The 7,290-nt window shown below is 71.6% G+C and carries 8 protein-coding genes; 3 read left to right on the top strand and 5 right to left on the bottom strand.

Features of this window, described 5'->3' with window-relative positions; all coding sequences use genetic code 11:
• Together ygiD and VGH76_RS05650 are read right to left on the bottom strand one after the other, a co-directional pair.
• Positions 1 to 867 carry a 4,5-DOPA dioxygenase extradiol gene (gene ygiD / locus VGH76_RS05655; RefSeq protein ID WP_331555638.1) on the bottom strand — a complete coding sequence of 289 codons (867 nt, stop codon included), beginning with the start codon at positions 865 to 867 and terminating at the stop codon, positions 1 to 3.
• A gap of 14 nt (positions 868 to 881) precedes the next feature.
• Positions 882 to 1,130, bottom strand: a complete 249-nt coding sequence (locus VGH76_RS05650; RefSeq protein WP_331555637.1) for a hypothetical protein — start codon at positions 1,128 to 1,130, stop codon at positions 882 to 884.
• A gap of 435 nt (positions 1,131 to 1,565) precedes the next feature.
• Here VGH76_RS05650 and VGH76_RS05645 point away from each other — a divergent pair, with 435 nt between their 5' ends.
• The gene (locus VGH76_RS05645; protein ID WP_331555636.1) at positions 1,566 to 1,763 is read left to right on the top strand and encodes a hypothetical protein; all 198 of its coding nucleotides are present in this window, start codon (positions 1,566 to 1,568) and stop codon (positions 1,761 to 1,763) included.
• Between the two features lie 220 nt (positions 1,764 to 1,983).
• Here the strand turns inward: VGH76_RS05645 and VGH76_RS05640 are convergent, their stop codons facing one another.
• The 3 genes from VGH76_RS05640 to VGH76_RS05630 form a co-directional block, all read right to left on the bottom strand.
• Positions 1,984 to 3,474, bottom strand: a complete 1,491-nt coding sequence (locus VGH76_RS05640; RefSeq protein ID WP_331555635.1) for a GMC family oxidoreductase — start codon at positions 3,472 to 3,474, stop codon at positions 1,984 to 1,986.
• 483 nt (positions 3,475 to 3,957) lie between these two features.
• Positions 3,958 to 4,491, bottom strand: coding sequence for an AMP-binding protein (locus VGH76_RS05635; protein WP_331555634.1), 534 nt, complete (start codon positions 4,489 to 4,491; stop codon positions 3,958 to 3,960).
• Positions 4,492 to 4,531: 40 nt separating this feature from the next.
• Positions 4,532 to 5,767, bottom strand: coding sequence for an acetyl-CoA C-acyltransferase (locus VGH76_RS05630; RefSeq protein WP_331555633.1), 1,236 nt, complete (start codon positions 5,765 to 5,767; stop codon positions 4,532 to 4,534).
• Between the two features lie 311 nt (positions 5,768 to 6,078).
• Between VGH76_RS05630 and VGH76_RS05625 the strand changes: the two genes are divergently transcribed.
• Together VGH76_RS05625 and paaA are read left to right on the top strand one after the other, a co-directional pair.
• A complete protein-coding gene (locus VGH76_RS05625; protein WP_414637678.1) occupies positions 6,079 to 6,615 on the top strand; it encodes a TetR/AcrR family transcriptional regulator in 537 nt (178 codons plus the stop codon).
• A gap of 79 nt (positions 6,616 to 6,694) precedes the next feature.
• Positions 6,695 to 7,290 (top strand): 1,2-phenylacetyl-CoA epoxidase subunit PaaA (gene paaA, locus VGH76_RS05620; RefSeq protein WP_414637677.1); only part of this gene is annotated, 596 nt, incomplete at its 3' end.

Genomic DNA, 7,290 nt, shown 5'->3' with positions numbered 1-7,290 from the left:
TCAGATGTTCGACGCGTCGGGAGGCAGGTCGGCGGGCGGTTGGGGAACCCCGGTGTCGACGGAGCTGCCCGAGCAGGGCGCGCCGAGGGTGTAGGCCGTCATCGACAGCGACCCGTAGGCGTAGCCGTCGACCAGGACGTCGATCTCGGGCGCTTCGTCGGCACCGGCCAGCCCCGCGAAGTACAGCGCTGGGATGAAGTGATCGGGGGTCGGCACGGCGTGCCGGAAGTCGGCGTGGGCATCGAGTGCGGCGAACTCCGTCGGCGCGGTGAGCATCCGCTCGCGGGAGTCCTCGCTGAACCGCTGCGCCCAGTCGTAGCCGTCGTCGGCGAGGCCCCAGCTCATCGCCCCGAGGTTGTGCACCACGTTGCCGCTACCGATGATCAGGACTCCCCGACGGCGCAGCGGGGCGAGCTTGGCGCCGAGCTCGAGGTGGTAGTCGAGCGGCTTCTCGGCGTTGATGCTCAGCTGCACCACCGGGATCGAGGCGTCCGGGAACGCGTGCAGCAGCACCGACCAGGTGCCGTGGTCGATACCCCAGCTATCGACATCGGCACCGACCCAGGTCGGGTGTACGACGTCGCTGACCTCGTCGGCGAGTTCTGGGAGCCCCGGAGCGGGGTAGTCGACGTCGAAGAGCTCGGGCGGGAACCCGTAGAAGTCGTGGATGGTGCGCGGCCGGGGCATCGCGGTCACCGCGGTGGCGTTGACGTACCAGTGCGCGCTGATCACCAGGATCGCCCGGGGGCGGGGAACCGTGGTTCCCAGTGAGTGCCAGGCGGTGGTGTAGCGATTGACCGCCAACGCGTTCATCGGGTTGCCGTGCCCGAGGAACGCCGCAGGCATGACCGCACCGGTGGTGTCCACCGGACGAGGATGCACTACGTGGCCGACTTCGGATCGTCATCGAGCGGGAGCATCTGCCCTGAGTTGTGGTGACCGTGCTCCCCGACGAACTCGGCATAGCTCTGGTCGACGCCGGCCGGGCCGCTGACGTCCCAACCCGTGTCGGCGACGGCGGCCGGGCCCTCGACCACGGCCGCAACAGCGTCCTGGTCGATGTCGGTGATCTGGACCGCGGGATCCGTCCTGCGCACCCCCACGGAGGCCATCATGCGCTGTCCGAGCATGCCGGCTCGCTCGAGTCGCGATGTCGCGGTCGGCGAGCCGAGCCTTGTAGCGAGCGCCGTTGGCGGCGGCGTGGCGGTTTCTGACCGGCCGGGCACGCACGGTGCCTCCCGGCGGGAGTCGGCGGTTGGTGTGTCGCCCCAGTAGGGTCAGCACAACCCGGCGAGGCGTCGCTGCGCTCGTGGGCGATGAACGCCGGGCCCGCGCCGACGCCGGTGACACGAGCCCCTGCGGGGTCACCTGGCGGCGATGCCACCGGGTCGGCGGAGCCGGCAACCCCCGCCCATCCCTGACGGGACCTCTCTGGGCCGTGCTGAGCGAGAGCGCGTCACCTGAGGGCGGGGAGTGGGTCGACGGCGGGACCACCTTCTTCTCGGTCACGGTGTGGGCCGAGCAGGCCCGAGCACGTCGCGCAGTCCCTCGAGAAGGGCTCGCGGGTGGTGGTCCTCGGCACCATCAAGGCTCGTGGACCCCGGCAGAGGGGGAGCGCTGGGCAGACCCTGACCCGGCTCGAGGTCACCGCCGACGTGGTCGCCGCCAGCCTGCAGTGGACTCCCGCCACGCTGACCAAGGCCCCACGGTCCGGGCGGAGCTCGACGGCGGGCGAGCCGGATGCCGAGCAGGCGCCGTTCTGATCGGCGAGACGCTGCTGCCCCGGCCGCTCCGGCCCGGCCAGCAGCACCCAGCGCCCGCTCCAATCGTGCGCAGGAATCCAGGAGCCGGGGGGATGGCGGCGATCTGGGCGAAATCCATGAGCTGGAAGCCGTTTCCGCATTCGGTGGACTGTGGATCAGCAGCAGCGGTGCCGGCTGGCTAAGTCGGCTCCATGTCTTCGACCTGTCGCGCGGGGGGCGCTTAGGCTGACGACGGGCCGCGCAGGAACCGGTCGGCGAGGCGTTCGGCCACGACGATGATGGTCAGGTTGGTGTTCGCGGAGGGGATCGTCGGCATGACCGACGCGTCGGCCACATAGAGGTTCGCAATCCCGTGAACGGAGCCGTCGTGGTCGACCACCGCCCCGGACGCCGGGTCGGTTCCCATCGCACACGTGCCCACCGGGTGGTGGTAGCTGCCGACATGGCCGCGCAGCCAGTCAGCAAGACCCGCGTCATCGCCGATCCCCGGGCCCGGGTGGACCTCCGGGCCGGGGAGGAGCTCGGCCAAGGCTGGGGTGGCGGCGATGCGTCGCGCCTCCCGTAGCCCCGCGAGCATCCTGAGAAGGTCCTCGGGCTCCCTGAGGTGAGCTGGGTCGATGCATGGCGATTCGGTCGGGTCGATGGAGCGGAGCCGGACCGAGCCGCGGGACCGCGGCGCAAGCAGCCCAGTGAGGATCGCGAACATCGCGCCGCTCGGTGAGGCGGGATCGTCGAACGGGCCGGCGGGGAACAGGTGCAGATCGGGCGGGTCCTCAGGGGCGGCCGACGAGCGCAGGGTGAGCAGGACGGGAAAGGCGGGCCCGGTGTGACCGGGAGTGGCTGGTAGGTCGATCGCGACCAGCGGATGGTCAACCAGGTTGGCCCCCACCCCGGGCAGCTCCACCGCGCACCGCAGCCCAAGCCGTTCGAGCTCAGCGCCCGGTCCGATGCCGCTGCGCAGCAGCACCCCCGGTGTCCCGTAGGTGCCCGCGCAAAGCACGACGACGTTGGCCGCCAGTTCCTCCCCGTCGAGTAGCCGGACCCCGCGGACCTGTCCGCGCTGGTGCACGACCCGGTCCACGGTGGCGCCGGCGCGGACCTCGACACGACCGCGGGCGGGGGCGAGGTGGGTGAGCGCTGTGCTCATGCGCCTCCCGTCGCGCACATTGCGCGGCAACGAGCCCACCCCGACCGCGCCGATCGCGTTGTGGTCGCCCACCGCGCGGTGGCCCAATGCGACGGCGGCGTCGAGGAAGGCTCGCGGCCACGGCGGGAGGTCGTCGGTCGCGACCCGGGACACCGGGACGGGCCCGTCCGCGCCGTGCTCGGGACCGGCGAAGTCGACGTCGGTCTCAATGGCGCGCAGGACCGGGAGTAGGTCGTCGTAGCCCCAGCCCGGGTTGCCAGCGGCCGCCCATGCGTCGTAGTCCTGCGGCCATCCCCGCAGGAAGAACACGGCGTTGGTGGCCGAGCACCCGCCGACCAACTTGCCCCGCGGCAATGCCGTCTCGGTCCGCCTGCCGTCGTCCTCGGCCGTGAACCCCCAGTCGTGGGCGACTGTCGGCCGGGATGCGTCTGCTACGTCGGCGGGGAGCTCTGCCTCCGATACATAGTCCGGGCCCGCTTCGAGCAGCGTGAGGTTGGCCGTTGCACTGATCCGGGCGGCGACGACACAGCCCGCCGCGCCCGCCCCAACCACCACGACGTCCATGACCTGTCCCCGATCCCGGCCACGACCGGGTGCCCAACGTTTCCGTTGGTTGTACTCCCGCGGGGCCTGATCAGCGAGCCGCCCACACCTCTGCTAGCTGCGGGCCGATGTTCACGGCGCAGCCATCCCCCTCGAGTGACGCTCGCGGCGTCGTCGCGCGCCGTCACGCCGACCGGGTCTATGAGGCGCCCCGACTCTGGTGGAGGCTCTGATCCCACGGGAAGGTGGAGATCGTGTCGGCGCCGAGGAAGTTCAGCGACGAGATGAGGGAGCGCGCGAAGCGGATGGTCCGCGAGGCGCGTGCGCAGGAGCCAAGCCTGTCGATCAACGCGGCGTGCAAGCGGATCGGTCCGCAGCTGGGGATCCTCCCCGACACCCTGCGCGGCTGGTGCAAGCAGGCCGACATCGACGACGGCCTGGCTGCGGGGACGACGACCGGGGAGTCCGAGGAGCTCAGGCGGGCTGCGCCAGGAGAACGCCGAGCTACCCGGTGGTGCCGCCGGTGTAGAAGATCCCGGCGAGGTCGGTCTCGGCCACGTCGTCGGGCCAGGTCTGCTCCGCCGCGGCGGCGAGCATCGGCTCGTAGTCGGTGGCGAGGTCGACCGTGCGCAGGTCCAGTCCGTCGATGCCGCCGACCTCGCGGTCGGTGAACAGCACCTTGGCGTCGGAGTCGGCGAGCGCGTAGCGGCGTTCGGTGTCGCTGTGGCGCACGTTGAGCGGGACGGTCACGTATCCGGCCATCGGCAGGGCGAGGTAGAGCTCGACGTAGCGGTGGCAGTTGGCGCCCAGGACGGCGACGCGGTCACCGCGCTGCAGCCCGAGGTCGGCCAGCGCGCCGATCAGGCGGCGGATCCGACCGGCGAGCTCGCGGTAGGTCGTCGACTCGTCCCCGCACACGACAGCGGTGTTGTCCGGTCCGACGACGAGGGCGCGGCGCAGGGCCGCGGCGATGGTGCGGGTGGCGTTGCGACGGTCGCCGGCGGGGGCCAGCGCGCGCAGCGCCTCGAGAGTCGTCATCGACTTCCTCCGAGGAGCGTGCGGTCGGTGTGGCGGTGGGTCAGCAGCGTTCGAGCAGCAGCGCGGCGCCCTGGCCGACGCCGACACAGAGCGTGGCGAGGCCACGCTGGACGTCCTCGCGGTGCAGGCGGTGGGCCAGGGTGAGCGCGATGCGTGCTCCGGAGCAGCCCAGCGGGTGACCGAGGGCGATGGCGCCGCCGTCGGGGTTCACGCGGTCCTCGTCGAGCTTGAGCCGGCGGATGACCGCGAGGCTCTGAGCGGCGAACGCCTCGTTGAGCTCGACGGCGTCGAGCTGGTCGACGGTCCATCCGGCCCGCGCGGTGACCTTCTCGGTGGCCGGCACCGGTCCCAGGCCCATGACATGCGGGGCGACGCCCGCGCTGGCCCCGGCCACGACGCGGGCGAGCGGGGTCAGCCCGTAGCGGTTCACGGCCTCCCCGGAGGCGACGACGAGCGCCGCGGCCCCGTCGGATAGCGGGGAGGCCGAGCCGGCGGTGACGATGCCGTCAGGGCGGAAGACCGGCCTGAGCTTGGCGAGGCCCTCGGCGGAGATGTCGGCTCGGGGACCCTCGTCGCGCGAGACCGGGATCGGGTCGCCCTTGCGCTGCGGAGCGTGCACGGTGACCAGCTCGTCGGCGAAGCGACCCGCCTCGATCGCGGCGAGGGCACGGGTGTGGCTGCGCAGCGCGAAGGCGTCGCACTCCTCGCGGCTGATCCCGTCGAGGGCGGCGACCTCCTCGGCGGTCTCGCCCATCGAGAGCGTCACCGGGCCGTCGGTCTCGGTGCGCGTCTCGGGAGCACGGGCGTCGAGATCCCGAAAGCGCGGGTTGGTGAAGCGCCAGCCCAGGCTCGTGTCGAACACCTCGCCGGGGGAGGCCCACGGGGCGCCGGGCTTGGCCATCACCCACGGCGCCCGGGTCATCGACTCGACCCCGCCGGCCACGACCACGTCGGCCTCGCCGGACCTGATGGCCTGCGCGGCCGAGGCGACCGCGGTCAGGCCGCTGGCGCACAGCCGGTTGACCGTGTAGCCGGGCACCGAGTGCGGTAGACCAGCGAGTAGCACGGCCATGCGCGCGACGTCGCGGTTGTCCTCGCCGGCCTGGTTCGCCGCCCCGAGCACGACCTCGTCGACCGCCTCGCCCGGGACACCCGAACGCGCGACGGCCTCACCGACCACCAGCGCGGCCAGGTCGTCGGGCCGCACCGACGCCAACGCTCCGCCGTACTTGCCCTGCGGGGTCCGCGCCCCGGCAATCAGATACGCCTCGGCCATCCTCGTCCTCGCTCTCGTGAACCAACCAACCAACCAACCGACCAACCGACCAACCGACCAACCGACCGTTCGGTCGGAAGAACGGTAGGGCAGGTAGGGCCACCGACGCAACAGCCTCGTCGCGGCTGTGATCCGCGGCGGAGATCGCGCCGACGGGCTCCGTCCCTCGAGGTGGAGGCTCTAGATTCGACGGGATCATGGTGAGTGCACAGGTCCGTAGGGGCGGGAATGAGCAGACGGGGCGGCCCGGCTCGTCCCGTCGGCCGCGCGAGGGGCATGTCGCGGGGTACAGCGCGCGCTCACTCGTCGAGGTGGCGGCTGAGGTCTTCAACGAGCGCGGTTACGACGCCACCTCGATGGAGGACCTGTCCGCGGCGGCCGGCATCTCGAAGTCGTCGTTCTACCACCACGTCTCCGGGAAGGAAGCGCTGCTGCGAGGGGCTCTCGAGCGGGCGGTGGACGGCCTGTTCGGCGTCCTGTCCGAGAGCCCGGCCCAACGGGGATCACCCCTGGCCCGGCTGCGCTACATCGTGCGGCGTCAGGTCGAGGTACTGGCCACCGAGCTGCCCTTCGTCACCCTGCTGCTGCGTCTGCGCGGGAACACCGAGACCGAGCGGTGGGCCCTCGAACGACGCCGCGTGTTCGATCAGGAGATCACCGCCATCGTGCGCGAGGCGATGGACACCGGCGAGATCGACGACGGCCTCGAGCCGGCGCGGGCCGCCCGTCTGCTCTCCGGCACGGTCAACTCGCTCATCGACTGGTACCGGCCCGACCGTGTGCCCCTGCCGGAGCTGGTGGCCGACGTCGAGCGCTTCGTCTTCGAGGGCCTGCGCAGCACACGTTGACCTCGTCACGGCGGTTGCGCCGTGGCCGGGCGGTGGTGCACCATCGCTACCGAACGAACATTCGGACGGAAGGACGATGATGGCCGACGAGACCACTCGCCTGGCGACGGCGGCGGAGCCGGACGGCCGCACGGACGTGCCGGCCGACCTGGAGCGCGAGCTGACGCAGGCGTTCGAGCGCACCGTCGAGCGAGACGGTCGCGTCGAGCCGCGGGACTGGATGCCCGAGGGCTACCGGAAGACCCTGATCCGCCAGATCGCCCAGCACGCGCACTCCGAGATCATCGGGATGCAGCCGGAGGGCAACTGGATCCTCCGCGCGCCCAGCCTGCGCCGTAAGGCGATCCTGCTGGCCAAGGTGCAGGACGAGGCCGGTCACGGGTTGTACTTGTACGCGGCGGCCGAGACTCTCGGTGTCGACCGCGCTGAACTCACCGAGAAGCTCATCGAGTCGCGGCAGAAGTACTCCTCGATCTTCAACTACCCCGCTCTGTCCTTCGCCGACATCGGGGTGATCGGCTGGTTGGTCGACGGTGCGGCGATCTGTAACCAGGTGCCGCTGTGCCGGTGTAGCTACGGGCCGTATGCGCGGGCGATGGTCCGGATCTGCAAGGAGGAGTCGTTCCACCAGCGGCAGGGCTACGAGCTGTTGCTGGCGATGGTGAAGGGCACGGA

It is taken from the genome of Actinomycetospora sp. (assembly GCF_036497585.1).
Classification (GTDB): domain Bacteria; phylum Actinomycetota; class Actinomycetes; order Mycobacteriales; family Pseudonocardiaceae; genus Actinomycetospora.
This window is presented reverse-complemented; position numbering and strand designations above follow the sequence as displayed.